This window comes from Herbiconiux dendrobii (assembly GCF_052048175.1).
Taxonomy (GTDB): Bacteria; Actinomycetota; Actinomycetes; order Actinomycetales; family Microbacteriaceae; genus Herbiconiux.
Genome location: NZ_JBLZQV010000002.1, coordinates 468,473 through 493,767, shown reverse-complemented (window position 1 = coordinate 493,767; position 25,295 = coordinate 468,473). Strand labels below are relative to the sequence as shown.

The following is a 25,295-nucleotide window of genomic DNA, read 5'->3' as shown; positions in this document are numbered from 1 at the left end:
CCCGCACCCCCGCCACACGAAAGACCACGAAACCCTCATGCCTCCTCTGCCCCCTCAGCCCATCAGCCCCCTCGACGGCCGCTACCGCGCCGCCGTCTCCGAGCTCGGCGAGTTCCTCTCCGAGGCGGGCCTGAACCGCGCCCGGGTGCACGTCGAGATCGACTGGCTGCTCTACCTCACCGACCACTCGATGTTCGGATCGGCTCCGCTGGACCCCGAGCTCGCCCGTCGCCTGCGCGCCGTGGTGCAGGACTTCGGCCAGGACGAGATCGACCGCATCGGCACCCTCGAGGCCACCACCCGCCACGACGTGAAGGCCGTGGAGTACTTCGTGCGCGAGAAGCTGGCCGAGCTGGGCCTCAACCAGATCGCCGAGCTCACCCACTTCGGCTGCACAAGCGAGGACATCAACAACCTCTCCTACGCCCTCACCATCCGCCAGGCCGTCACCGAGGTGTGGCTGCCCAAGTTCACCGGTGTGATCGAGAAGCTGCGCGGTCTCGCGGTCGAGCTGCGCGACGACGCGATGCTGGCCCTCACGCACGGCCAGCCCGCCACGCCCACCACGATGGGCAAGGAGCTCGCCGTCACGGTGCACCGCCTCGAGCGCATCAAGAAGCAGATCGAGGGCACCGAGTACCTCGGCAAGTTCTCGGGCGCCACCGGAACCTTCGCCGCCGACCTGGTGGCCGATCCGGATGCCGACTGGCAGTCGATCTCGCGCGGTTTCGTGAACTCGCTGGGCCTGGAATGGAACCCGCTCACCACCCAGATCGAGTCGCACGACTGGCAGGCCGAGCTGTACTCGCGCATCAGCCACGCCAACCGCGTGCTGCACAACCTCTGCACCGACGTGTGGACCTACATCTCGATGGGCTACTTCACCCAGATCCCGGTGAAGGGCGCCACGGGCTCCTCCACCATGCCGCACAAGATCAACCCGATCCGTTTCGAGAACGCCGAGGCCAACCTCGAGCTCTCCAGCGCCCTGCTCGACTCGCTCGCGGCCACCCTGGTCACCTCGCGCCTGCAGCGCGACCTCACCGACTCCACCACGCAGCGCAACATCGGGGTGGCCCTCGGCCACTCGCTGCTCGCGCTGGACAACATCACGGGCGGCCTCGGGGCCATCTCGCTCAACCGCGAAGCGCTGGCGAAAGACCTCGACAGCAACTGGGAGGTGCTCGGCGAGGCGATCCAGACCGTCGTGCGGGCCGAGGTGACGGCGGGCCGCTCGTCGATCGCCGATCCGTACGCCCTGCTGAAAGAGCTCACCCGCGGCAACCGGATCGGCCAGGCCGACCTCGTGGCCTTCGTCGAGGGCCTGGACATCGGGGACGCCGCCAAGGCGCGCCTCGTGGCGCTCACCCCGGGCGTCTACACCGGTCTCGCCTCGCAGCTGGTCGACCACATCCTGCCGACGCCCGCCGCCGACTGAGGCGAGTCACCGAGCCCCGCCGCGCCGAGCCGCGGTCAGTGCCCGGCGGGGTGGTCGCCCTCGTCATCGATCTCGAGCTGCTCGGTGTCGTTGGGCTTGATCGACAGCGAGAACATCGCCATCACCACCAGCACCACGATGAAGGCGACGCCGAAGAAGATCAGCGAGAGCACGACCTCCCGGGTGGCCAGAAGAACGGTCAGCCCGACGAACAGCGACAGGATGGCCGAGAGCACGAGCAGCTCGACCGGCTTCAGCCGATCGCGCCTGGAGGGTTGGTTCACGATGCCTTTCCCCTTCGCGGCGTCTGCCCGGTTCGGGCCGCAGCGGATGCCGCGGTTCCGGAGGCCGGCTGGGTTCCCCAGCGCAGTGACAGACCGGCGATGATCAGGAACAGCCCCACGATCGCGGAGTACGCGCCGAGCATGCCGACGGCGAAGACCGGATCGGTGGGGAAGAAGATCAGCACCAGGGCGAAGATGACGGTGAGCGCTCCGACGACGGCCCAGTCGCGCGCCGCGGGGTTCTTGGTGTGGCGAAGGCCCGCGTAGAGCTCGAGGAAGCCGGTGATGGCGGAGTTCATGGTGGCGCAGAACAGCAGGAAGCCGAGGCCGCCGCCGTTGAACGCGATGGCCAGCGCGCCGAACACGACACCCGAGACACCCTGGATCAGGAAGTTGATCCGCAGCGAGCGCTCGGTGAGGGTGCGCCACGACAGTACGCCCACCAGGATGCCCGACACGATCGCCAGCACCCCGTAGCTCAGCAGCCCGATCTGGGCGGAGTGGTTCGACAGGAAGGTGATCACCAGAGCGGTGATCACGAACGGGATCGCCCGGGCCACGGGCACGCCCCAGTAGGGCGAGCGCGGCAGGTGACGGGGTGAGTCGGTCACTCCGGGGTCCTCGATTCAGATCATGCGCGTGCTCCTAGTTTATTGCGCCGCGCCTGAGTGCCTCGCGTGTGCCGGCCCGGCCACCGCATCCACAGCCCCGGAAGACGACGGATGCGCGTGCGCCGCCGGTCGCGACGGCCACCAGAAGGCGTTTCCCGTCAAGAACACCAGGGCGGGCACCAGCACGGTGCGCACCACCAGGGTGTCCAGCAGCACACCGATGCACACGATCACGCCGATCTGGGTGAGCGCCACGACGGGCAGCACGCCGAGCACCGCGAACACCGCCGCCAGCAGGATGCCGGCGCTCGTGATGACCCCGCCGGTCGAGGAGAGTGCCCGCACCATCCCCTCCCGGGTGCCGTGCGCGACCGACTCCTCGCGCGCCCTGGTGGTCAGGAAGATGTTGTAGTCCACGCCCAGCGCCACCAAGAACAGGAACGCGAACAGGATGACGTTCGAGTCGAAGGCCGGGAAGCCGAGCACGTTCTGGAACAGCACGTTCGAGGCGCCGAGGCTCGCGAAGAAGGTGGCGAGCACGCTCGCGATCAGCAGCACGGGCGCGACGAGGCTGCGCAGCAGCAGCGCCAGGATGACGAACACGATCGCCAGGATGAGCGGGATGATCAGCGCCTGGTCGGCGGCCGCGGCGGTGTTCGTGTCGAGGGCGGTCGCGTCGCTGCCGCCGACGAGCGCCTGGCTGACCGGATTGTCGGGGCCGGCGTCGGCATAGGCGGTGCGCAGGGCCTGCACGGTCGCGAAGGCCGCGTCGCTCTCCGGCTCGGCGCTCAGCGTCACGTCCAGGCGGGTGAGATCGCCGGAGACCTCGATCGGCTGCACCGATTCGACGCCATCCACGCCCTGGGCGATGCCCGTGGCATCCGGAACCGCGTCGGTCGGGGTGAGAACGATGGTCTGCCCGGTGAGACCGGCCGAGAACGAGGCGTCGATCACCTCCTGGGCCCGCACCGAGTCAGGGTTCCCGATCAGCTGGTCGGTCTGCGAGAGCCCCACCTTGTAGCCCGCGAGCCCCAGGGCCAGGATGCCGATGCCGAGCGTGGCGACGACGGCCACCACCGCGGGGCGCTTGGACACCCCGCGACCGAGACGCATCCACAGGCCGGGCTTCGTGGTGGCGTGATGGGTGGAGCCGTCGTCGGTCTGCGCCCGCGGAACGAACGGCCAGAACAACCCCCGCCCGCACACCACGAGCGCGGCCGGCAGCACGAGCAGCGCGAAGGCGATGGCGATCACCACGCCGATGGCGCAGGCGAAGCCGAGCGCGCGGTTGCCGGCGAGCTGGGCCAGCAGGAGTGTCAGCAGGCTGAGGGCCACCGTGCCGCCGCTGGCCGCGATGGCAGGGCCGGCACTCCGCACGGCGGTGAGCATGGCGGCGTGCCGATCCTGAACCTTCGTGAGCTCTTCGCGGTATCGAGCCACCAGCAACAGGGCGTAGTTCGTGCCCGCGCCGAACACGAGCACCGAGAGGATGCCGCCGATCGAGGCGTCGATGGTGATGCCGAGCGGATCGGCGAGAGCGGTCACCACCACCCGGGCGAGGCCGTCGGCGAGGCCCACCACGGCGAGCGGGACGATCCAGAGCACTGGAGAGCGATAGGTGACGATCAACAGGATGGCCACAACGATCACGGTGACCAGCAGCAGCCGGAAGTCGGCGCCGGCGAAGGCGTTCGTGATGTCGGCCTGGAACCCGACCGGACCGGTCAGCAGGGCGGTGAGGCCCTCGGGCAGGTCGGCGGAGGCGTCGGTGCGGATGCCCTCGGCCGTCGCCTCGATGTCGTCTTCTGCGGCGGCCCCGTCCAGGGGCACCGCCACGATCGCCGCCCGGCCGTCGTCGCTGAACTGTGGCACGACGGCCTGCGGGGCGATGGACTGCTCGGCCAGCACCGCCGCGTTCGCGGTGATCGCGGCGCGGTCGGCATCCGTCAGTGCCTCGCCGGCGCCGTCCGTACCCGGGCCGCGGCTGTAGACGACGATCGCGGCGGTGCTGTCGGCGGAGGGGAACTCGTCCAGCAGCGCGGTCACCTGGGCCGCCTCGCTCGAGTCGGGCAGGCCCGAGGGCGGGTAGCTGTCGCTCGAGCCCTTGGGCAGCAGGCCGAACAGCAGCACGATGGCGACGGCGGCGATGCCGAGGGCGATCCAGGCGGATCCGCGTCCGGTCACGAAGCGGGAGATGGCGCGCATGCAGAGTCCTTCGCGGATGGATCGATGCTTCTAAGCAACTTAACTACCTAGGGGTTTAGCATGTCATCCATGGCAGACATCCGCAAACCGCCGTCGAGCACGGACCCGGACGTGCCCACACCGGGCGAGCAGCCTTGGTCGCGTGCCGAACTCGCGGATGCCGGCATCACCGATCCGACCGCCATCACCAGGGCGTTGCGCGACCTCGACGTCTGGTCGCGCGCCTTCGAGCGCCACCTCGGCACGGTGCTCACGGTGAATCCGACCGATCTCTCCGCGATGCAGCACCTCATCCAGAACGGCCCGCTCAGCCCGAGCGAGCTCGCCGGGCGCCTGGGCGTCTCCACCGCGGCCAGCACCCTGGTGGTCGACCGCCTCGTCGCACTCGGGCACGCGGAGCGGCACCCGCACGACCACGACCGGCGCAAGATCGTGGTGGTTCCGGCTCGCGCCTCGGTGAACCGCGCCGTCGACGAGCTGCTGCCCATCATCGCCGGCATCTCCGGCCTGGTCGAGGGCCTGGCGCCGCACGACCGCACGGTCGTCGAGCGCTTTCTGCGCGACGTCACCGAGGTCTACCGCACGGCCACCGAGGCGGCGCGGCCCCTCGACTGATCCGGAGCCCGGCGCGTGCGGGCGAGTGCCCGATGCCCCGCGCACGCCCGCAGGTGCCCTCACTGCGCCGTGTAGCCGCCGTCCACGGTGAGCACGGCGCCGGTGATGGCGCCGGCCCCGGCCGAGAGCAGGAAGGCGATCGGAGCCGCGACCTGCTCCGGAGTCGCGATCCGGCCGAGCGGATGCCCCGCCGCGATCGCGCGCCAGGTGGCCTCCGGATCGGGGTCGCCGGCCAGCGCCTCGTCCATGAACCCGGTGGCGATCGCGCCCGGTGCGACGGCGTTCACCCGGATGCCGCGTGGCGCCAGTTCGACGGCGGCGGCCCGGGTCATCTGCACCACGGCGCCCTTGGTGGCGGAGTACGCCATCTGGGCCGGCAGCCCGACCAGGCCCGAGATCGAGGCCACGTTCACGATCGCCCCGCGGCTGTCGGCCAGCGCCGCCACCGCCGCCCGCACGTGCAGGTGCACCCCGCGGATGTTCGTGGCCATCAGCGCGTCCCAGTCCTCGGCGCCGATGTCTTCCAGTGGCGCCGAATGAAATCGCGCAGCGACGTTCACGAGGGCATCCAGCCGCCCGAACCGCTCGACGGCCGCGGTCACGGCGGCCTCGGCCGTGCCGGGGTCGGCCACGTCGCCCGTGATCACGTGCACCTCGTCGTCGCCCCGGTGGCGCTCCTCCAGCCCTGCACTGATGTCCTCCGCCACGACGCGCCCGCCCGCGGCGCGCACCGCCTCGACGACGGCCGCCCCCACCCCGCCGGCCGCCCCGGTCACCAGTACGACATCCCCCGCGGCCGGCGCGTTCGCCAGCACCCCGCGGCCACCCGTCTCAGAGAAAAGCATCGTCGCTCCCATCGCCTGTCCTACTGTCCGACGATAGTCCCTTTCGGCCGACGCGACGCGAGCTGTGGAATCGCGATCGGTCCGCTCAGACCTTGAGCGAGCTGCCTAAGCCGGGGGCATGTCCGCGAAGCGGGAGAAGTGGCCGTGGAAGCCGACCGTGATGGTGGCGGTGGGGCCGTTGCGGTGCTTGGCCACGATGAAGTCGGCCTCTCCGGCGCGCGGGTTGTCCTTCTCGTAAGCGCCCTCGCGGTGCAACAGGATGACCATGTCGGCATCCTGCTCGAGCGAGCCCGACTCACGCAGGTCGCTGATGGCGGGCTTCTTGTCGGAGCGCTGCTCCGGGCCACGGTTCAGCTGCGACAGCGCGATGACGGGCACCTGCAGCTCCTTCGCCATCAGCTTGAGCGCCCGGGAGAACTCCGAGACCTCCTGCTGGCGGCTCTCGACCTTCTTGCCCGAGGTCATCAGCTGCAGGTAGTCGATGACGACGAGCTTGAGGCCCACCTTCTGCTTGAGCCGCCGGCACTTCGCCCGGATCTCGACCAGCGTCATGTTGGGGCTGTCGTCGATGTAGAACGGGGCGTCGTTGATGCGGCCGCGGGTGGAGGCGAGGGTCGTCCAGTCGCGACCTTCGATACGGCCCTTGCGCATGCTCTGCAGGGGAACGGATGCTTCGGCCGAGAGCAGACGCATCGCGATCTCCGAGCGCCCCATCTCGAGCGAGAAGAAGATCGAGGGCATGTCGTTCTTGATCGAGGCGGCGCGGCAGAAGTCGAGCGCCAGCGTCGACTTGCCCAGCGCCGGACGGGCGGCCACGATGATCATCTGGCCGGGGTGGAAGCCGTTGGTGAGGTTGTCGAGGTCGGCGAAGCCGGTGGGCACACCGGTCATCGACCCGTCTTTGCCGGCGGCGGCCTCGATCTCGTCGATGGCCGCGGTGACCGCGACGGTGAGCGGCACGTAGTCTTCGGCCTCCACGCCGCCGTTGACGGCGTAGATCTCGGCCTGGGCGTTGTTGACCAGGTCGGTGACCTCGCCCTCGCTCGCGTACCCCATCTGCACGATCCGCGTGCCGGCCTCCACCAGGCGGCGCAGCACCGCCTTCTCGGAGACGATCTGGGCGTAGAAGCCGGCGTTGGCCGCCGTGGGCACGAGGCCGGTGAGGGTGTGCAGGTAGTCGGCGCCACCGGCGCGGCTGAGCTCGCCGCTCTTGGTGAGCTCGTCGGTGACGGCGATCACGTCGGTGGGCTCGCCGTGCGAGTAGAGGTTGAGGATGGCCTCGAAGATGACCTCGTGCTTGGGGATGTAGAAGTCGACCGCGCGCATCACCTCGACCACGTCGGCCACGGCGTCTTTGCTCAGCAGCATGCCACCGAGGGCACTCTGCTCGGCCAGCAGGTCGTGCGGGGGAGTGCGGTCGCCCGCACGGGTGGAACCCTGGCCGTCGCCCGGGCGCTGTTCGCCGGCGAGACCGAGATGGGCGATCGACAACCTGGACTCCTGCTCTGCCGCGCGAGGCGGCTCGTACTGCTCGTACCCATTCCATGACCGACCACCGACATCGGCCTCCCCGAGGGCGCTGCCCCAGAGTAGGAAGGGCTCCCGTTCCCCTCCAAACAGCCTTGTGGATAAAGGTGTGGACTATCTGCGCGAAACGCCGGAAGCTATGTGTGAAAACTGTGGACTGGCCTGTGGAGAACCAGTGGGAATATGGCTTGAAATAGCTTCTGACCAGGATAATTGTCATTCCACATGCTGTTAGTGGAGACATCCTTCGACCATCGGTTGAAGCTTGCATTCTCCCCAGTGGCCTGTGCATAGATCTGGGGAGAAATGGGCAGCGAAAAGGGGTGCCACGGACCTGACGGCCCCTGACACCCCTTCTCGGGTACGACTACTTGGCAGCGACCACCTGGAGGGTGATCGTGGCCGAGATGTCGTCACGCAGGCGCACGGTGGCCTCGTGGGTTCCCGTGGCCTTGATGGCCACCGGGATCTCGATCTTGCGCTTGTCGAGCTGGGCGATGCCGGCTGCCGACACCGCGTCGGCGATGTCCGAGGTCTTCACCGAGCCGAACAGGCGTCCGCCCTGGCCCGCCTTGACCGTGAGCTTCACGGTGGCGTTCTCGAGCGTCAGCTTGACGTGCTGGGCCTCTTCGATCGTGGCGTGCTCGCGGGCGACGCGGGCGGCCTTGATCTGCTCGACCTGCTTCTCGCCACCGCGGCTCCACGCCACGGCGAAGCCCTTGGGAACGAGGTAGTTACGGGCGAAGCCGTTCTTGACCTCCACGACATCGCCGGGAGCTCCCAGACCGGTCACCTCGTGGGTGAGGATGATTTTCGACATTCTGCTGCTCCTTAGCGGCCCGAGCCAGCGTAGGGCAGAAGTGCCATCTCGCGGGCGTTCTTGACGGCACGGGCGATGAGGCGCTGCTCCTGGACGGAGACTCCCGTGATACGGCGGGCGCGGATCTTTCCACGCTCCGAGATGAACTTGCGAAGGGTCGCGACGTCCTTGTAGTCGATGACGCCGACGCGGATCGACTTCGCGGGAGCGGCGTTCTTCGCACCCTTGGCGCCGCGGAGCGGCTTGCGGCGGTCGCCGCTTGACTTTCCAGCCATTGTTTTGGATTCCTGTTCTGAAAGAAGAGAAGTTTAGAAGGGGGTGTCGTCGGCGTAGCTGCCGGGAGTGTTCCACACGTCGCCACCGGTGCCGGAGGACGAGGGCGCGGATGCGGCCCAGGGCTCCTCGACGGCCGACTGGCCACCGCGGTTGCCACCGCCGCCGTTGCCACCGAAGCTTCCGCCACCGCCACCGGCGCCACCACTGGTGGCTCGGGTGACCTGAGCGGTCGCGTAGCGCAGCGAGGGGCCGATCTCGTCGACCTCGAGCTCGATCGAGGTGCGCTTCTCGCCCTCTTTCGTCTCGTAGGAGCGCTGGCGCAGGCGGCCGGTCGCGACGACGCGGCTGCCCTTGGTCAGCGAACCGGCCACGTGCTCGGCGAATTCACGCCACACGCTCGCGCGGAGGAACAGCGCCTCGCCGTCTTTCCAGTCGTTCGACGCGCGGTCGAACGTACGGGGGGTCGATGCGATCGTGAAGTTCGCGACCGCCAGCCCGTTCTGCGTGTAGCGCAGCTCGGGGTCGGCGGTGAGGTTGCCCACCACTGTGATTACGGTTTCGCCCGCCATGACGACTACTCGGCGGCCGGGGCTGCTGCTGCGGCAGCGGCGGGCTTCGCCGACGCGGCCTTGACGGCGGCTGCCGGAGCAGCGGAGCTGGAAGCGGCTGCGGGGGCAGCGGCGGCCTTCGGGTTGGCGGCCTTGCGGGCGGCCTTCTCTTCGGCGAGCTTCGAGGCTGCGGCGACCTGGGCGATCGACTCTTCGGCCCGCAGCACCTTGGTGCGCATGACGGCTTCGGAGAGCTTCAGCTGACGGTCGAGCTCGACCGTGGCGGAGCTGTTCGCGGTGAGGCTGACGACGGCGTAGATGCCTTCGGTCTTCTTGTTGATCTCGTAGGCCAGGCGACGGCGGCCCCAGATGTCGACCTTGTCGACGGTTCCACCGTCGTTGCGGATGACATTGAGGAACTTGTCGAGGCTGGGAGCCACGGTGCGCTCGTCGATCTCGGGATCGAGGATGACCATGAGTTCGTACTGATGCGTCACAAACCCACCTCCTTCGGACTAGAACGGCCACAGAATCTCTGTGACAGGAGGGTTATGCATCGGTCTCGCGCCCTTCGGACGATTTCCGCCGGGCACAAGACAACTTCCTCACCCTACCAGAGCAGCGCATCCGGGTGTGGGGAGTTTCGGTGGGTGATGGAGTTTCGATGTGTGAAGGTGTGAGGGTGAGCCTGCGCATCGCCCTCGTCACCCTGCACACCTCGCCGCTCGAGCAGCCGGGACAGGCGGATGCGGGCGGCATGAACGTCTACCTGGTGGGCGTGGCCGACGCGCTGGCCGCTCGGGGCCACGAGGTCGAGCTGCTGACCCGGGCGACGGATGCCGCGGCCGGGGCGACCGGGATCGGCACGACTCCCGGGGGAGTGCCGGTGCGGTTCCTGCGCGCGGGGCCCCTCGCTCCGATACCGAAGGCCTCCCTGCCGGCCCTGATACCGGAGTTCACTCGAGCCCTCGTCACCCTCCCGCGCTTCGACGTGGTGCACTCCCACTACTGGCTCTCGGGTCTGGCCGGGCTCGAGGCCGCCGCGGCCTGGAACGCTCCCCACGTCCTGAGCCTGCATACGGTGGCCGCGCTGAAGAACGAACGCCTGGCACCCGGCGACCGACCGGAGCCCGCCGAGCGGCTCGATGCCGAGCGGATGCTCGTGCGGGCCTCCGCCCTCACGGTGGCGGCCACCTCGGCGGAGCGGGCCGCGATCCTGCGGGCGACCGGTGTCGATCCCGACCGGGTGGTCGGGGTGCCCCCGGGTGTCGACACGGCCCTGTTCCATCCGCCGGTTCCGGATGCCACGCCCCGCGGCCGCGCGTCCCTCCTGATCCTGGCGCGCATCCAGCCCCTGAAGGGGATCGAGCTCGCCATCGAGGCCCTCGCGCTCGTCCCGGCCCCGCGCCGTCCACGCCTGGTGATCGCGGGCGGCACGAGCCCGGGCCACGCCGACTACGCCGACGGTCTGCACCGCCTCGCCGTGGAGCGCGGCGTGGGGGAGGACGTGGACTTCCGGGCCGCCGTGCCCCGGGCCGAGGCCGCCCGGCTGCTGCGGGAGGCCTCACTGCTCCTGGCGCCCTCGCACTCGGAGACCTTCGGTCTGGTGGCACTCGAGGCGGCGGCCAGCGGCACCCCCGTGATCGCCGCGCGATCGGCGGGCGGTCTCGCCGAGGCGGTGGCCGATCGGGTGAGCGGCGTACTGCTCGACGGCCGGTCGGCGAGCGCATGGGCGAGTGCGATCGACGCCCTGCTCCAGGATCCCGCCCGGCTGGCTGTGCTCTCCGCCTCGGCGGCCGAACACGCCCAAGCACACAGCTGGATGCAGACCGTCCGGCTGCTGGAGCGACTGTATGAGAGAGTCCTCTGACGATGACGGCTTCCGAATCCTCCCGCCCCGCCCGCCCGGACCTGACGGCGTTCGGCGCGCATCCGGTCTTCCTGCACGCGCATCCCGACGACGAGTCGATCTCGACCGGGGGCACGATCGCGGCGCTGCGCGCCTCCGGCGTGCGCGTGACCGTCATCACGGGCACCCGCGGGGAGCAGGGGGAGGTCGTCGCCGGTCCGTTCTCCGAGCTGGAGGGCACCTCCGCCCTCGGGCCGCATCGGGAGACCGAGCTCGCTGCGGCCCTCGGCGCGCTCCGAAGCCCGGAGCACCGTTTCCTCGGTGCGGCGCCCTCGCGCGTCAGCGGTCTGCCGGATCGGGTATATGCCGATTCCGGAATGCGCTGGGCGGCGAGCGGATTCGCCGAGGCGGCCGACGATGCAGGGGCCGATTCGCTCAGCCTCTCGGACGTGGGGGAGGAGCTTGCCGACCTGCTGGCCGCGTTCCCCCGCGATGCCACCGCCGTCGTGGGCTACGACGCGCTGGGCGGCTACGGCCACCCTGACCACGTGCGGATGCACGAACTCGGGCTGCAGACGGCCCGCGAGCGCGGACTTCGGTACCTCGCGATCGTCGAACCGCGGGTCGCCGACGATGCGAGCGCACCCGCCCCCGAGTCCGACCTCACCGTCGACGTGGGGCCCCAGCTCGCGGCCAAGGTCGCCGCGATGGCCGCGCACGCCACCCAGCTCACGATCGAGCAGGCCGCCGACGGCACGCCGTGGTTCGTACTGAGCGGGGGTCAGCGGCATCCGGTCGCCGGTGTCGAACGGTACCGCCGGCTGCTCTGAGTCAAGCGGCTCGTCGACCTTTCCGTCCCCCGATAGGATCGTTAAGTTTTGACAACGACGAAGAGGGCTGCCCGAATGAGCATCAAGGTCGCAATCGCGGGGGTCGGCAACTGCGCCAACTCGCTGATCCAGGGCGTGACGTACTACGCCGACGCCGACGAGACCGAGGCCATCCCCGGCCTCATGCACACGCGGTTCGGTCCGTTCCACGTGGGCGACCTGCAGTTCGTGGCCGCGTTCGACGTCGATGCGGCGAAGGTCGGAGCCGACCTCGCGGACGCCATCTGGGCCAGCGAGAACAACACCCTCAAGTTCGCCGACGTGGCACCCACCGGTGTCACGGTGCTGCGGGGCCCGACCCTGGACGGTCTGGGCGAGTACTACACCGACATGATCGACGAGTCCGAAGCGGAGCCGGTCGACGTGGCCGAGGCGCTGCGCGCATCCGGTGCCGAGGTTCTCGTGTGCTACCTGCCGGTCGGTTCGGAGAAGGCCGCCAAGCACTACGCGCAGGCCGCTCTGGATGCCGGGGTCGCCTTCGTGAACGCCATCCCGGTGTTCATCGCCTCCGACCCCGAGTGGGCCGCGAAGTTCGAGGCGGCGGGCCTGCCGATCGTCGGCGACGACATCAAGAGCCAGGTCGGCGCCACCATCACCCACCGGGTGCTCGCCCGTCTGCTGGAGAGCCGCGGCATCCAACTCGACCACACCTACCAGCTGAACGTCGGCGGCAACATGGACTTCAAGAACATGCTGGAGCGCCGCCGCCTCAACTCGAAGAAGATCTCGAAGACGCGCGCCGTCACCTCGAACATCGACATCGACCTGCCCGAGGGCGACGTGCACATCGGCCCGAGCGACCACGTGCCGTGGCTGGACGACCGCAAGTTCGCCTTCGTGCGTCTCGAGGGCCACGGCTTCGGCGGCGCCCCGATGAGCCTGGAGTACAAGCTCGAGGTGTGGGACTCGCCCAACTCGGCCGGCGTCATCATCGACGCCGTGCGCGCCGCGAAGCTGGCGCTGGACGCCGGCCTCGGCGGTCCCGTCGAATCGGCCTCGGCCTACTTCATGAAGTCGCCGGCTGTGCAGCTGCCCGACGACGTGGCCCGCACCCGCCTCGAGGAGTTCATCGCCGCGAACACCCCCGCCGGCTGACCGCCGCTCAGGGGTGGCGCTCGGCCCACCACGCGCGCAGGCGCGCCTCGGCCTCCTCGGGGGGCAGCGGCCCCTCGTCGAGCCGCAGCTCGAGCAGGAACGCGCGCGCCTGCCCCACCTCGCGCCCCGGGCCGATGCCGAGGAGCGCCATGATCTGCGAGCCGTCCAGATCCGGCCGCACCGAATCGATCTCCTCCTGGGCCGCGAGCACGGCGATCCGCTCCTCGAGGTCGTCGTAGGCGAAGGAGAGCTGATCGGCCTTGCGCCGGTTGCGGGTCGTCACATCGGCGCGGGTCAGGATGTGCAGCCGTTCGAGCTGCTCGCCGGCATCGCGCACGTAGCGGCGAACGGCCGAGTCGGTCCAGGCCCCCTCGGTGTACCCGAAGAAGCGCAGGTGCAGCTCGATCAGCCGGCCGACGGCGGCGATGGTGTCGTTGTCGAAACGCAGCTCACGCAGGCGCTTCTTGGCGAGCTTCGCGCCCACGATGTCGTGGTGGTGAAACGACACCTGGCCACCCGGCTCGTTGCGCTTGGTGGCGGGCTTGCCGATGTCGTGCAGCAGGGCGGCCAGGCGCAGCACGAGGTCGGGGGAGGCGATGCCGGTTCCGGATGCCGCGCGCGACTTCTCCAGGTCGATGGCCTGGTCGAGCACGGTGAGGCTGTGCTGGTACACGTCCTTGTGGTGATGGTGCTCGTCGCTCTCCAGCTGCAGCGCGGGCACCTCGGGCAGCACCAGCTCGGCGAGGCCGCTCTCGACCAGCAGCTCGACACCACGCCGGGGCGCATCCGTCTTCAGCAGCTTGGAGAGCTCGTCGTTCACCCGCTCGATCGAGATGATCCCGATCGACTCGCGCATCTCGGCGATGGCGATCGCGGTCGCGGCCTCGAGCGTGAACCCGAGCTGGGCGCTGAACCGGATGGCCCGCAGCATCCGCAGCGGGTCGTCGCCGAACGACACCTCGGGAGCGCCCGGGGTGCGCAGGATGCCGGCCACGAGGTCGTCCATGCCGCCGGAGGGGTCGACGAGCTTGAGCTCGGGAACCCGTAGGGCCATCGCGTTGACGGTGAAGTCGCGCCGGCGCAGGTCGCCCTCGAGCGAGTCGCCGAACTCCACGGCGGGCTTGCGACTGGCGCCGTCGTAGCTGTCGGAGCGGTACGTGGTGATCTCCACGCTCTCGCCGTCGATGCGGGCGGCGATGGTGCCGAAGGCGCGGCCCACGTCCCACTGCGCCTGCGAGATGGGCGTCACGATGGCCAGGATCTGGTCGGGCGTGGCATCCGTCGTGAAGTCGAGGTCGGTGATCGGGCGGCCGAGGAAGGCGTCGCGCACGGGCCCGCCCACCAGCGCCAGTTCGTGCCCGGCGTCGGCGAAGGCGGTGGCGAGCACCGCGACGGGACCGTCGGCCGCGAGCTGCGCCAGGAAATCGAGGGACTGCTGAACCGGCTGCACCGGCCCATTTTAGCCGGGGCCCACGGCTGGCCCCGGCGGTTCCCGGATCTCCCAGGCCCCGTCTCCTAGAATCGGTCGAGGACGGCGACCGCCCGCGACCGCCTCCCCGACTACCTATGAACTCCCCAGCGCGTCGATTCTCACGAGTTGCGCCCGCGACCGCCGCCCGTGCGCTGATCGCCGGTGCCGCGTTGGCGACCCTGGTGTTCGCCGCTCCGCTGACCGCCTCGGCCGCCACCACGCCGATGCCGACGCCCGAGCCGGCTGCGACGGCGGCCTCCGACGACCCGGCCGCGGCCGCGACGACCCAGGCGCCCGAGACCGGGGGAGTGGCGCTAGCCCTGTCGCCCGCCGGCAACGGGGTGCTCACCGCCGGCGGCGACCTCGCGCTCTCCGTCGAGATCGCCGACCCGGGCCCGGATGCGGTCGGTGGCACGATCGCCATCGGCATCCGCGACACCGCTCTCGAGGGCGCCAGCGACTACACGGCCTGGCTGGCGGACGAGGGAGCAGATGAAGCCGCCGACCTCACCGTCGTCGGCACCGTCGACGCCGGAACCGTCCAGCCCGGCGGCTCGCACACCGTCACCCTCACCATCCCCGCGGCGGCGCTGCCGTTCGGCACCTCCGGGGTCTACGGCATCTCCGCCGAGCTGACCGACTCCGGCAGCAGCCTCGCCACGACCCGCACCACCATCGTCTGGAACGACGGCGTCAGCCCGGCCCCCGCCACCGCCGGGGTGACCGTCATCGCCCCCATCACGAGCGTCGCGAGCGCGACCGGACTCATCCAGTCCGCCTCACTGGAGGCCTTCACGAGCGACACCGGCGTGCTCACCCGCGAGCTCGACGCGGTGATCGGCAAGCCCGTCACCATCGCCGTCGACCCGCGCATCATCGTCTCCATCCGCTCGCTCGGCTCCTCCGCTCCCGCCTCGGCCGTCGGCTGGCTGGAGCGGCTCGACGCGGCCCCGAACCCGATCATCCCGCTCAGCTACGGCGACTCCGACCTCTCCGGCGAGCACCAGGCCGGCGCCGGGGCCGTGCTGCAGCCCACTTCGTTCGCGTACGCCCTCAAGGCCTCCAACTTCACCGACGTCGACGACCTGATCGAGCCCTCGGCCACCGCGCAGTCGACGACGGCCGACGGATCGGGGAGCAGCACCGCCTCCCCGACGCCCACCCCCACCGACGCCGCGGCATCCGTGCCCACCCTCGAGCAGCTCACCAGCTGGGACTACACCGCGAGCGACATCGCCTGGCCGCGCAGCGGCAGCGTCGTCACGAGCGACCTGCCGTTCTTCGCCGAGTCGGGCCTGACCACCACCATCCTCGACTCCCGCCAGGTGGTGGCCGTGGACAGCACCGGTGCCGCCGACCCGACCGCCACCCTGAACGCGTCGGCGACCACGGGTCAGCAGACCGTGCTGGTGGCCGACCACGGCGTCTCCACCGCCATCCAGGATGCTCTGGCCGCCACCACCGACGCCCGCCGCGGCGAGGCGATCGCACAGCTCACCGGCACGCTCACACTGGCCGCCGAGAACCGCACCGGCGGCAGCACCACCGACACGGGTGCGTCCTCGTCCACCGGCCCGCCCACCGTGCTCGCGGTGCTCGACCGCAGCGCCATGAACTTCACCAGCATCGACCAGGTGCTGAGCACGATCGAGGCGCTGCCGTGGGCCTCTCCCGCACCGATCCAGCCCCTGCTCGACGCCACGCCCAGCCAGGTCGTGCAGGTGATAGACGCCCCGCAGTCCGAGGAGCGCCTCGCCACCATCCGCACCCTGCTGGCGGGCGGGCAGAGCATCGACGCCTTCGCCAGCATCCTCGCCGACCCTTCCGTGATGACCGGCGAGTACCGCGCCGATCTGCTGGCCCTGCTCTCGAACAACTGGGTGTCGAACGAGGGCGGCTGGAGCGTGGCCGCACAGACCTTCGGCGACGCCACGGCCAAGACCCTCGGCTCCGTTCAGGTGGTCGACGGCTCGAACATCAACATGGTGGCCAACCAGGCCAATCTGCCGGTCACGCTGAGCAACGAGCTACCCTATCCGGTCACCGTCATCCTGCACGTCACGCCCTCCAACGGGCGGCTCGTGGTGGAGAAGGGCGACGTCGAGGTCACCATCGAGGCTTCCTCGCGCAAGGGTGCGCAGATCCCGCTCGTGGCCGGTGTCGCGAACGGGCCCGTGACGCTGAGCTTCCAGCTGCTGAGCCCCACGGGCGTGCTGCTGTCGACGCCCTCGCCCGTGCTGGTGAACGTGAGCGCCGACTGGGAGACGCTCGGCACGGTGATCTTCGCCGCGCTCGTGGTTCTGGTGTTCGGCTTCGGCATCGTCACCAACATCCTGCGCCGTCGCAAGCAGCGGCGTGCCGAGTCGGACGGATCGGCGGAGCCACCCAGTGTCCAGTAGCAGTAGCCCCAGCATCGGCCGCTCGAGCGCCTTCCTCGCCTCCGGCACGATCGTCTCGCGGGTGATCGGCTTCGTGCGCACGATCGTGCTCGCCCAGACCATCGGCACGGTCGGCGTCAGCGCCGACGCCTTCGCCATCGCGAACCAGCTGCCGAACAACATCTACGTGATCATCGCGGGCGGCACCCTGAGCGCCGTGCTGGTGCCGCAGATCGTGCGGGCGCTGCTGCACGCCGACGGCGGCCGCGGCTACATCAACAAGCTGCTCACCATCACCATGGTGATCCTCGGCGGCGCCACCATCCTGGCCACCCTGCTGGCGCCGGTACTCGTCACCATCTCCGCCACCCGATTCAGTCCCGACCAGCTCGCGCTCGCCACCGCCTTCGCGTACTGGTGCCTGCCGCAGATCTTCTTCTACGGCCTCTACACGGTGCTCGGCGAGGTGCTGAACGCCAAGAACGTGTTCGGCCCGTTCACCTGGGCGCCCGCGGTGAACAACATCGTCTCGATCATCGGCCTGGTCGTGTTCATGCTGCTGTTCGGCTCGGATCCGGCCGGCGGCCGCCTGGTCTCGGAATGGACGCCCACCTCGATCGCCGTGCTCGGCGGTTTCACGACCCTGGCCGTGGCCGCGCAGGCGCTCATCCTGTTCCTGTTCTGGCGCCGGGCCGGCATCCGCTACCGCCCTGACTTCGCCTGGCGCGGAGTCGGCCTCGGCACCGCGGGCAAGCTCGCCGGCTGGACCTTCGGCATGCTGCTGGTCACCCAGGCCGCCGGCCTGGTGGAGACCAACGTCGCCTCGATCGCCTCGGGGTCGGATGCCTCGGTCGCCATCATCCAGTACGCCTGGCTGATCTTCATGCTGCCGCACTCGCTGGTGACGGTGTCGATCGTCACGGCCTACTTCACCAAGATGAGCGGGCACGCCGAGCGCGGAGAGACGCCGCAGCTGCGCACCGACGTGGCCGCCGCCATCCGCACCACCGGTCTGTTCATGGTGCTGGCGATGTTCGTGCTGATCGTGGTGGCGTATCCGTTCTCCAGCCTGTTCAGCAAGTCGTTCTTCGACACCGCCGCCATGGGGAACGTGCTGATCGCCTTCCTGGTGGGCCTCATCCCCTTCACCGTGCTGTTCGTGCTGCAGCGGGTGTTCTACTCGCTCAGCGACACCAAGACGCCCTTCTTCCTGCAGGTGCTGCAGGCGATCATCTTCACGGTGCTCGCCCTGCTGTGCTCGATGCTGCCGGTCGAGTGGATCGCCGTCGGTCTGGCGTTCTCGCTCTCCTTCGCCACCGCGATCCAGACCGTGGTGGCCGCGGTCATCATCCGTCGCCGGCTCGGCGGAACGGGTGGGCGGCGGCTCACCCTGAGCTTCGTGCGCTACCTGGTGGCCGGCATCCCCGCCACGGCCGCCGGATTCGGGGTACTGGTGCTCCTCGGCGGCACGGTCGAGCACGGCTTCGCGGTGTCGCGCTACGCGCCCGCGATCATCTCGATGGCGATCGTCGGCGCGGTGATGCTGGTGGTGTATCTCGGGGCGCTCTTCGCCCTGCGTTCACCGGAGCTGAAAGCAGCGCTGGGCCCCGTCCGAGCCCGGCTCGGTCGGTAGTCGCTCAGCCGGTGAAGCGGCCTCCTGAGTGCCCCCTGACCGCGCCGGATCCGCGGAATAGTCCGCGCATATGATGGGTTGTACCGGTCAGTGACCGACCCGGGCAGCCTGCCCGCGATCATCCTCAGGAGTGAGAGACACATGCGCGAGATCATCATCATCGGCTCCGGCCCCGCCGGCTTCACCGCGGCGATCTATGCCGCGCGCGCCGGCCTTGCCCCCCTGCTCCTGGCGTCCAGCGTCGAGGCCGGCGGCGAGCTGATGAAGACCACCGACGTGGAGAACTTCCCCGGCTTCCCCGAGGGCATCCAGGGCCCCGAACTGATGATGAAGCTGCAGGAGCAGGCCGAGAAGTTCGGCACCGAGGTCATCCTCGACGACGTCACGAGCGTGCAGCTCGAGGGCGAGGTCAAGTCGGTCGAGACCGGGTACAGCGGCACCTTCGAGGCCCGCTCGGTGATCTTCGCCACCGGATCCGCGTACCGCAAGCTCGGTCTGCCCGACGAGGAGCGGCTCTCCGGCCGCGGCGTCTCCTGGTGCGCCACCTGCGACGGCTTCTTCTTCAAGACCAAGACCATCGCGGTCATCGGTGGCGGCGACTCCGCCATGGAAGAGGCCACCTTCCTCACCCGCTTCGCCGAGAAGGTGTACCTCGTGCACCGCAAGGACACGCTGCGCGCCTCGAAGATCATGCAGGAGCGCGCCTTCGCGAACGACAAGATCGAGTTCGTCTGGAACTCGGAGGTCGTGGGCATCTCGGGCGAGAACGCGGTCGAGGGCCTCACGCTCCGCAACACGGTGGACGGCTCCACCTCTCAGCTGCCGGTGCAGGGTCTGTTCGTGGCGATCGGGAACGACCCGCGCGTGCACCTCGTGCACGGTCAGCTCGACCTCACCTCGGAGGGCACCATCGCGGTGGCCGGGCGCACGTCGAAGACGAACCTCCCGGGTGTCTTCGCCGCCGGCGACGTGATCGACCCGCACTATCGTCAGGCCGTCACGGCCGCGGCCTCCGGAACGGTGGCGGCGCTGGATGCCGAGCAGTTTCTTGCAGCTCTAGATCAGACCGGCGACGAGGTCGAGGCCGCCGAGGTGGCCGAGATCGTCGACGAACTGGTCGCCGCCGAATAGCAGTTCTCCGAACGGCCCCCGCCGATCCGGATCCCCACTCCACGAATTCACCGAGTTCCACGAAAGAAGGAAACATGTCCAACGCCAAGGCCGTCTCCGACGCCAGCTTCCAGGTCGACGTGCTCGACTCCGAGAAGACCATCCTGGTCGACTTCTGGGCCGAGTGGTGCGGCCCCTGTCGTGCGGTCGCCCCGATCCTCGACCAGATCGCCGACGAGCACGGCGACAAGATCGAGATCGTCAAGCTGAACGTCGACGACAACCCGCAGACCGCGGCGAAGTACCAGATCACCTCCATCCCGGCCCTCAAGGTCTACAAGGGTGGCGAGGTCGTCAAGACGATCATCGGCGCCAAGCCGAAGGCGGCCCTCGAGGCCGACCTGGCCGCCTTCATCTAGGGCGCAGCCAGTCTCTTCCAAGTGGCCCGTTGCCTTCGTGCAGCGGGCCACTTTTTGATGTCCTACGATGGAATTTCGGTCTACGTCGGGAAGTATGTCAGTGAGCAGCCAGAACCCCCCACAGCAGTCGGGTAACAACCTCGATCCGTGGTACTACAACTACGCCGCACGCACGGCGGGTCTCGCCGCCAGTGAAGTCCGGGCCCTCTTCGCCGTGGCCTCCCGCCCCGAGGTGGTGTCACTGGCCGGAGGCATGCCGGCGGTCTCGGCCCTCCCGCAGGAGCTCGTCATCGACTCGATGAACCGGGTCATGCGCGAGCAGGGATCCGTCGCCCTGCAATACGGCTCCGGTCAGGGCGTGCCGAAGCTGCGCGAGCAGATCCTCGACGTGATGGCCATGGAGGGCATCTCGGCAAGCGCCGACGACGTGGTGGTGACCACCGGATCGCAGCACGCGCTCGAGCTCGTGACCAAGCTCTTCATCGACCCGGGAGACGTGGTGCTGGCCGAGGGCCCGAGCTACGTCACCGCGATGGTGATCTTCCGCTCGTTCCAGGCCGAGACCCAGCACGTGGCGATGGATGCGCACGGCATGATCCCCGAGGCGCTGCGCGAGCGGATCGCCGCCGTGCACGCGGCCGGCAAGAAGATCAAGTTCCTCTACACCATCCCGTCGTTCCAGAACCCGGCGGGCGTGACCCTCAGCTGGGAGCGCCGCCAGGAGGTACTCGCCATCGCGAAGGAGCACGGCATCCTGGTGCTGGAGGACAACCCGTACGGTCTGCTGCACTTCGACGCCCCGCCGCCCCCGGCCATCCGCTCGCTCGACGAGGACGGCGTGATCTACCTCGGCACCTTCTCGAAGACGCTCGCGCCTGGATTCCGGGTGGGCTGGGCGCTCGCGCCGCACGCCATCCGCGAGAAGCTCATCCTGGCCAACGAGGCCGCCGTGCTCTCACCCTCCTCGTTCAGTCAGCTGATCGTCTCGCAGTACCTCGACACGATCGACTGGCGCGCGCAGGTCGATCGCTTCCGTGGCGTCTACAAGGAGCGAAAAGAGGCGATGATCGGCGCTTTAACCGAATATCTGCCCAATCTCTCCTGGACCGACCCGCAGGGCGGTTTCTATGTCTGGCTCACACTCCCGCCGCATCTCGATTCCAAGCAGATGCTGCCCCGAGCGGTTAAGGAACTGGTGGCCTACACGCCCGGCACCGCGTTCTACGCCGACGGATCGGGCCGCAACAACATCCGTCTCTCGTTCTGCTACCCGACGCCCGAGGCGATCCGCGTCGGCATACGTCGCCTGCAGAACGTCATCAACGGCGAACTCGACCTGCTCGAGACCTTCGCCGCCACCGGTCCGCTCGACACCGTGCGCGACCGCACCTTCTCGGCTCCTCCGCCCAACCTCGACTGAGAGACCGCACCATGAGCGACAACTCCACCCCCCGAACCGTCGTCGTCCTCTCGGGCGGCATCTCGCACGAGCGCGACGTGTCGCTGCGCACCGGCCGTCGGGTCGCGGATGCGCTGATCGGTCGTGGTCACACCGTCATCGTGCGGGAACCGGATGCGAACCTGCTGCCGTTCCTGGCCGAGACGCGCCCCGACGTGGTGTGGCCCGCACTGCACGGAGCCAGCGGCGAAGACGGTGCCCTGCGGGCGCTGCTCGACATGCTGGGCATCCCCTACGTCGGCTCGCAGGCGAAGGCCGCGCGCCTGGCCTGGCAGAAGCCCACCGCCAAGGTGCTCGTCGAGCGAGCCGGCTTCGCCACACCGCGCTGGGTGACACTGCCGCGCGACACGTTCCGCGAGCTGGGTGCCACCCAGGTGCTCGATCTCGTGCTGTCGTCGCTCGGCTCCGAGCTGGTCGTCAAGCCAGCCATGGGTGGATCCGCTCTGGGTGTCGGGGTGCTCGGCTCCGCCGACGACCTGCCGCGCGCCGTGGTCGACGCGTACACCTACGGTGAGGTCGCCCTGATCGAGCAGCGGGCTCGCGGTGTGGAGATCTCGATCGGCGTCGTCGACCTGGGGGAGGGGCCGGTGGCTCTGCCGGCCGTGGAGATCGAGCCGCGCTCGGGCGTCTACAGCTTCGAGGCCCGGTACAACGCTGGGGAGACCAGCTTCTACGCCCCGGCCCGCCTCGACGCCGAAGCCGCCGCCACCGCGCGGGACACCGCGCTGGCCATCCACGCCGCCCTCGGCCTGCGGCACATCTCGCGCATCGACCTGATCATCGATGACGCCGGAACCCCGTGGTTCCTCGAGGCGAACGTGCTGCCCGGGCTCACCGAGACGTCGACCGTGCCGCAGGGCATCCTCGCCGCCGGTCTCTCGCTGGCCGAGGTGTACGAGAAGCTCAGCGACGTGGCCATCGCCGGCTGACGCTGTCGCCGCGCGCCATAACGCCGAACGCCCGCCCCCTCCTTATGGAGCGTGGCGGGCGTTCGGCGTTTGCGGCGGATGTTTCACGTGAAACGTTGTGTGCGGCGGTACCGCCGCACGTCCGGTTCAGCTGAAGCGCGGACCCCGGCTGCTCGAGGCTTGGCCGAAACCGTCCTCGCCCAGCTCGCCCAGAATACGATTGAGATCCTGGATCGTCGCGAAGTCGATCACGATCTGCCCCTTCGAGCGGCCGAGGCTCACGCGGACCCGCGTGTTCAGCCGGTCGCCCAGCCGCTCGCCGATCTCGTCCAGATGACCCCGCTTGGCGCCGGCCGTGGTCTTGGCGCGCGTCGCCTTCGGAGCTGAGGATGCCAGCGCCTCGGCCGCGCGCACCGAGAGGTCTTCGTTCACGATCTTGTCCGCGAGCTTGTTCATCGCGTCGACGTCACCGACGGCCAACACGGCGCGGGCATGGCCGGCGCTCAGCACGCCGGCGGCCACCCGGTTCTGCACCGCGGCCGGCAGTTTCAGCAGGCGCAGGGTGTTCGTGATCTGCGGGCGCGAGCGTCCGATCCGCTCCGCCAGCTGATCTTGCGTGATGCCGAAGTCTTCCAGCAGCTGCTGGTAGGCGGAGGCCTCTTCCAAGGGATTCAGCTGCGAACGGTGCAGGTTCTCGAGCAGAGCATCCCGGAGCATGTCTTCGTCGGCGGTGTCCTTGATCACCGCGGGGATGGTGTCGAGCCCGGCCTCCTTCGTCGCGCGCAGACGGCGCTCACCCATCACCAGCTCGTACTGCTGCGGCTTCCCGTCCTCGGCAGGCAATTCGCGCACCACGATCGGCTGCAACACGCCGATCTCCTTGACCGAATGCACCAGCTCGGCGAGGTCGGAAGCGTCGAACACGCTCCGGGGCTGCTTGGCGTTGGGGACGATGCTGTTCGGGTTGAGCTGTGCCAGACGCGCACCCGGGACGGCGACCAGCTGTACTCCGGAGTCCGCGGTCGCATCGGTGTCGCCGGGCCGAGCGTCGAAGAACACGTCGACGGGGCGTGAGCCCTCCACCCGCGGTTCGTCGGTGGGGATGAGGGCGCCGATACCGCGACCGAGTCCGGTTCTCTTCTTAGTTGCCACGCTGCGGCGCTCCTCTGTCTGCGATTTCAGCGGCTGCCTCGAGGTAGGAGACCGAGCCGGGGGAATTGGGATCGAAGCTGATGACGGTCTGGCCGTAACTCGGCGCCTCGGAGATCCGCACCGACCGGGGGATCACCGCGCGGAGAGTCTGGTCAGGGAAGTGCTTCCGCACATCCTCCGCCACTTGGAAGGCCAGCCGCGTGCGTCCGTCGTACATGGTGAGCAGGATAGTGGACACGGCGAGCGTGGGGTTCAGGTGCCGCTCGATCAGACTGATGTTGTTGAGGAGCTGACTCAGACCTTCCAGCGCGTAATACTCACACTGGATCGGGATCAGAACTTCGCGGGCGGCGACGAACGCATTGATGGTCAGTAGTCCGAGCGACGGCGGGCAGTCGATGAAGACATAGTGGAAGGGGGTTCCAGCCTCGTCCATCGCCGCCAGGAAACGGTCCAGGGCTCCACGAAGCCTCTGCTCGCGCGCGACCATCGGCACGAGCTCGATCTCGGCACCGGCGAGATGGATTGTCGCCGGGAGGCAGAAGAGATTCCCCGTCTCGGGGCTCTCCTGCACGACGTCGGCCATCGGCTCGTCCCGGATCAACACGTCGTACACGCTGGGCTTGTCACCCCGGTGATCGACACCGAGGGCCGTGGAGGCGTTCCCCTGAGGGTCCAGGTCGATAACCAGAACGCGAGCGCCCTCTCGTGCAAGTGCCGCCGCGAGGTTGACGGTGGTGGTGGTCTTCCCCACGCCGCCCTTCTGGTTCGCGACGGTCAGGACGCGCGCGTCAGCAGGGAGCGGGAATTCCCGCGTGGCCAAGAGGCGCTTGCGTTGCGACAGGTCCGCCAACTCGCGAGCGAGTGGGGTCGACGCGTCGAACGCGGTGGCATCACTGGTCATTCACAATCCTGTCGATATGTTTCACGTGAAACATGGGGGAGTGGATCCGGAGGGAGTGGGCCGAACCACCACTCCGACGGCCGACTTCGATGCTACCGAACTCCGCTGACACTCTCCGCGTGTCGCAGCCATGTAGCCGTCTCTGAGCGCTGCGCCGAGCTGGCCACCACGAGTCCCGACCCAACGAGGACGAAGTCAGGGTACTCGCGCTCGGATCACACGTGTCACGTCGATGCCGAGATCCTCACCCAGCTCGATCACCTCGACGTCAGACAGCCGATACTTGCGGATCGCCTTCTCTGCCGCCGTGATCTCCTTCGCCGCACTCGCGCCTTTCATCAGCACGAGTTCACCTCCTGGACGTAGCAGGGGAGCGGTCAGCGGGATCAGCTTCGAGAACGCACTCACGGCACGGGCAGTCACCTGGTCGAGTTCGCCGCGCTGATACTCCTCGGCACGCGCCCGCACCACCGTCACGTTCTCCAGCCCCAGCAGATCCTTCTGCTCGTCCAGCCAGGCCACGCGCCTCTCCATCGGCTCGATCAGCACGAAGGACACATCCGGACGAGCGATCGCCAGCACGATTCCCGGCAGCCCCGCGCCGCTGCCGATGTCGCCGACGACACCAGGGCGCAGCAGCGGAGAGACCACAGCGCAGTTGACGATGTGCCGACTCCAGATGCGGGGGAGTTCGAGCGGGCCGATCAGGCCCAACTCCTCACCTCGCCGGATCAGATCATCCGTGAACTGCCGTGCGACGTCGATCCGATCACCGAAGACGCGGAGCGCGGTCTCCGGCTCCGCCTCGACGTCTGCGGAGCCGGGTTCGGGGGCGTTCTCTGTCTGCATCAATGTTTC

General features: G+C 69.0%; 23 protein-coding genes and 1 pseudogene. 11 read left to right on the top strand and 13 right to left on the bottom strand.

What is annotated here, in order from left to right:
- Window positions 1-37: 37 nt before the first annotated feature.
- Complete coding sequence (gene purB, locus ACN4JJ_RS07240) at window positions 38-1,438, top strand: adenylosuccinate lyase (RefSeq protein ID WP_440709237.1); 1,401 nt, start codon at window positions 38-40, stop codon at window positions 1,436-1,438.
- Window positions 1,439-1,473: 35 nt separating this feature from the next.
- Here purB and ACN4JJ_RS07235 read toward each other — a convergent pair whose 3' ends face one another.
- Genes ACN4JJ_RS07235 through ACN4JJ_RS07225 form a run of 3 tightly spaced genes read right to left on the bottom strand, consistent with a single transcriptional unit; the run spans window position 1,474 to window position 4,538 of the window.
- On the bottom strand, window positions 1,474-1,722 hold the full coding sequence (locus tag ACN4JJ_RS07235) for a hypothetical protein (protein WP_440709236.1): 249 nt from the start codon (window positions 1,720-1,722) through the stop codon (window positions 1,474-1,476).
- Complete coding sequence (locus ACN4JJ_RS07230) at window positions 1,719-2,333, bottom strand: DUF308 domain-containing protein (RefSeq protein ID WP_440709235.1); 615 nt, start codon at window positions 2,331-2,333, stop codon at window positions 1,719-1,721. Before ACN4JJ_RS07230 ends, ACN4JJ_RS07235 begins: the two co-directional genes overlap by 4 nt.
- 39 nt (window positions 2,334-2,372) lie before the next feature.
- Window positions 2,373-4,538 carry an MMPL family transporter gene (locus tag ACN4JJ_RS07225; protein WP_440709234.1) on the bottom strand — a complete coding sequence of 722 codons (2,166 nt, stop codon included), beginning with the start codon at window positions 4,536-4,538 and terminating at the stop codon, window positions 2,373-2,375.
- Window positions 4,539-4,607: 69 nt separating this feature from the next.
- Here ACN4JJ_RS07225 and ACN4JJ_RS07220 point away from each other — a divergent pair, with 69 nt between their 5' ends.
- Window positions 4,608-5,153, top strand: a complete 546-nt coding sequence (locus ACN4JJ_RS07220) for a MarR family winged helix-turn-helix transcriptional regulator (protein WP_440709233.1) — start codon at window positions 4,608-4,610, stop codon at window positions 5,151-5,153.
- A 59-nt stretch (window positions 5,154-5,212) separates the two neighbouring features.
- Here ACN4JJ_RS07220 and ACN4JJ_RS07215 read toward each other — a convergent pair whose 3' ends face one another.
- From ACN4JJ_RS07215 to rpsF, 6 genes and pseudogenes are all read right to left on the bottom strand, one after another.
- Complete coding sequence (locus tag ACN4JJ_RS07215) at window positions 5,213-5,998, bottom strand: SDR family NAD(P)-dependent oxidoreductase (RefSeq protein ID WP_440709232.1); 786 nt, start codon at window positions 5,996-5,998, stop codon at window positions 5,213-5,215.
- Between the two features lie 105 nt (window positions 5,999-6,103).
- Window positions 6,104-7,489 carry a replicative DNA helicase gene (dnaB, locus tag ACN4JJ_RS07210; RefSeq protein WP_440709231.1) on the bottom strand — a complete coding sequence of 462 codons (1,386 nt, stop codon included), beginning with the start codon at window positions 7,487-7,489 and terminating at the stop codon, window positions 6,104-6,106.
- A 403-nt stretch (window positions 7,490-7,892) separates the two neighbouring features.
- Window positions 7,893-8,345 (bottom strand): 50S ribosomal protein L9, encoded by a 453-nt coding sequence (gene rplI, locus ACN4JJ_RS07205; protein WP_440709230.1) that lies wholly within the window; start codon window positions 8,343-8,345, stop codon window positions 7,893-7,895.
- An 11-nt stretch (window positions 8,346-8,356) separates the two neighbouring features.
- Window positions 8,357-8,620, bottom strand: coding sequence for a 30S ribosomal protein S18 (gene rpsR, locus ACN4JJ_RS07200; protein ID WP_022895757.1), 264 nt, complete (start codon window positions 8,618-8,620; stop codon window positions 8,357-8,359).
- 33 nt (window positions 8,621-8,653) lie between these two features.
- Window positions 8,654-9,190, bottom strand: a complete 537-nt coding sequence (locus ACN4JJ_RS07195; protein WP_440709229.1) for a single-stranded DNA-binding protein — start codon at window positions 9,188-9,190, stop codon at window positions 8,654-8,656.
- 104 nt (window positions 9,191-9,294) lie between these two features.
- A pseudogene (gene rpsF / locus ACN4JJ_RS07190) lies at window positions 9,295-9,645 on the bottom strand (30S ribosomal protein S6); the annotation flags it as partial.
- A 206-nt stretch (window positions 9,646-9,851) separates the two neighbouring features.
- Between rpsF and ACN4JJ_RS07185 the strand changes: the two are divergent.
- The 3 genes from ACN4JJ_RS07185 to ACN4JJ_RS07175 all read left to right on the top strand — a co-directional run bounded on the left by ACN4JJ_RS07185 (window position 9,852) and on the right by ACN4JJ_RS07175 (window position 13,003).
- A complete protein-coding gene (locus ACN4JJ_RS07185; RefSeq protein ID WP_440709228.1) occupies window positions 9,852-11,039 on the top strand; it encodes a glycosyltransferase in 1,188 nt (395 codons plus the stop codon).
- Between the two features lie 2 nt (window positions 11,040-11,041).
- Window positions 11,042-11,848, top strand: a complete 807-nt coding sequence (locus ACN4JJ_RS07180; protein WP_440709227.1) for a PIG-L family deacetylase — start codon at window positions 11,042-11,044, stop codon at window positions 11,846-11,848.
- Window positions 11,849-11,923: 75 nt separating this feature from the next.
- Window positions 11,924-13,003, top strand: coding sequence for an inositol-3-phosphate synthase (locus ACN4JJ_RS07175; RefSeq protein ID WP_440709226.1), 1,080 nt, complete (start codon window positions 11,924-11,926; stop codon window positions 13,001-13,003).
- 7 nt (window positions 13,004-13,010) lie between these two features.
- On the opposite strand, the gene ACN4JJ_RS07170 is transcribed toward ACN4JJ_RS07175, so the two are convergent.
- The gene (locus tag ACN4JJ_RS07170; RefSeq protein ID WP_440709225.1) at window positions 13,011-14,453 is read right to left on the bottom strand and encodes a CCA tRNA nucleotidyltransferase; all 1,443 of its coding nucleotides are present in this window, start codon (window positions 14,451-14,453) and stop codon (window positions 13,011-13,013) included.
- A gap of 116 nt (window positions 14,454-14,569) precedes the next feature.
- On the opposite strand from ACN4JJ_RS07170, the gene ACN4JJ_RS07165 reads away from it, so the two are divergent.
- The 6 genes from ACN4JJ_RS07165 to ACN4JJ_RS07140 all read left to right on the top strand — a co-directional run bounded on the left by ACN4JJ_RS07165 (window position 14,570) and on the right by ACN4JJ_RS07140 (window position 22,402).
- Window positions 14,570-16,873 (top strand): DUF6049 family protein, encoded by a 2,304-nt coding sequence (locus ACN4JJ_RS07165; RefSeq protein ID WP_440709224.1) that lies wholly within the window; start codon window positions 14,570-14,572, stop codon window positions 16,871-16,873.
- Entirely contained in the window at window positions 16,863-18,485 is a 1,623-nt protein-coding gene (murJ, locus tag ACN4JJ_RS07160; protein ID WP_440709223.1) for a murein biosynthesis integral membrane protein MurJ, read from the top strand. Before ACN4JJ_RS07165 ends, murJ begins: the two co-directional genes overlap by 11 nt.
- Window positions 18,486-18,626: 141 nt before the next feature.
- Complete coding sequence (trxB, locus tag ACN4JJ_RS07155) at window positions 18,627-19,616, top strand: thioredoxin-disulfide reductase (protein ID WP_440709222.1); 990 nt, start codon at window positions 18,627-18,629, stop codon at window positions 19,614-19,616.
- Between the two features lie 74 nt (window positions 19,617-19,690).
- A complete protein-coding gene (gene trxA / locus ACN4JJ_RS07150) occupies window positions 19,691-20,014 on the top strand; it encodes a thioredoxin (RefSeq protein ID WP_440709221.1) in 324 nt (107 codons plus the stop codon).
- Between the two features lie 94 nt (window positions 20,015-20,108).
- Window positions 20,109-21,434, top strand: coding sequence for an aminotransferase-like domain-containing protein (locus tag ACN4JJ_RS07145; protein ID WP_440709220.1), 1,326 nt, complete (start codon window positions 20,109-20,111; stop codon window positions 21,432-21,434).
- 11 nt (window positions 21,435-21,445) lie between these two features.
- Window positions 21,446-22,402 carry a D-alanine--D-alanine ligase family protein gene (locus ACN4JJ_RS07140; RefSeq protein WP_440709219.1) on the top strand — a complete coding sequence of 319 codons (957 nt, stop codon included), beginning with the start codon at window positions 21,446-21,448 and terminating at the stop codon, window positions 22,400-22,402.
- Window positions 22,403-22,528: 126 nt separating this feature from the next.
- On the opposite strand, the gene ACN4JJ_RS07135 is transcribed toward ACN4JJ_RS07140, so the two are convergent.
- From ACN4JJ_RS07135 to rsmG, 3 genes are all read right to left on the bottom strand, one after another.
- On the bottom strand, window positions 22,529-23,533 hold the full coding sequence (locus ACN4JJ_RS07135) for a ParB/RepB/Spo0J family partition protein (RefSeq protein WP_440709218.1): 1,005 nt from the start codon (window positions 23,531-23,533) through the stop codon (window positions 22,529-22,531).
- Complete coding sequence (locus ACN4JJ_RS07130; protein WP_440709217.1) at window positions 23,523-24,437, bottom strand: ParA family protein; 915 nt, start codon at window positions 24,435-24,437, stop codon at window positions 23,523-23,525. Before ACN4JJ_RS07130 ends, ACN4JJ_RS07135 begins: the two co-directional genes overlap by 11 nt.
- A 195-nt stretch (window positions 24,438-24,632) precedes the next feature.
- Window positions 24,633-25,286 carry a 16S rRNA (guanine(527)-N(7))-methyltransferase RsmG gene (rsmG, locus tag ACN4JJ_RS07125; protein ID WP_440709216.1) on the bottom strand — a complete coding sequence of 218 codons (654 nt, stop codon included), beginning with the start codon at window positions 25,284-25,286 and terminating at the stop codon, window positions 24,633-24,635.
- Window positions 25,287-25,295 lie beyond the last annotated feature (9 nt).